Source organism: Acidisphaera rubrifaciens HS-AP3, assembly GCF_000964365.1.
Taxonomy (GTDB): Bacteria; Pseudomonadota; Alphaproteobacteria; order Acetobacterales; family Acetobacteraceae; genus Acidisphaera; species Acidisphaera rubrifaciens.
Genome location: NZ_BANB01000582.1, coordinates 1 through 633 on the forward strand (window position 1 = coordinate 1; position 633 = coordinate 633).

At 74.6% G+C, this 633-nt stretch carries 1 protein-coding gene; it reads right to left on the reverse strand.

Annotated elements, in window-relative coordinates; translation table 11 throughout:
* Positions 1-633: radical SAM protein (locus B8460_RS14980; protein ID WP_048862413.1), on the reverse strand; the 633-nt coding region annotated here is incomplete at both ends.

Consider the following 633-nt stretch of genomic DNA (forward strand, 5'->3'; position numbering starts at 1 on the left):
GGCGGCGGCGCGGGCGCGCCGCGTGGCCGGCGGCACGGGCGGCATGCGGGCGGCCGGCGTGCCGGGACGCTCGCTGTAGGGAAAGACGTGCAGATAGGCGAGGCCGGCCTCGGCGATGAAGGCGCGCGTCTCCTCGAACAGCGCGTCGGTCTCGGTGGGAAAGCCCGCGATCAGGTCGGCGCCGAACGCCGTGTCCGGGCGCAGCGCGCGGGCGCGGGCGATCACGTCGAGCGCACCCGCGCGGCTGTGCCGGCGACGCATGCGCTTGAGGATGAGGTCCGATCCCGCCTGCAGCGACAGATGCAGATGCGGCATCAGCCGCTGTTCCTCGCCGATCAGCCGCCAAAGGTCCGGGTCGATCGCCGCCGGGTCGATCGACGACAGGCGCAGGCGCGGCAGGTCCGGCACGCGCGCCAGCAGGTCGGCGATCATCGTGCCGAGTGTCATGCCGCCCCCGCCGTCGCGTCCGTAGCTGGCGATGTCCACGCCGGTCAGCACGACCTCGCGGAAGCCGGCGTCCACCAGGCTGCGCGCCTGCGCCACGATCGCGTCCGGCGGCACGGAGCGGTTGCGGCCGCGCCCCTGCGGGATGACGCAGAAGGTGCAGCGGTGGTCGCAGCCCTGCTGGACCTG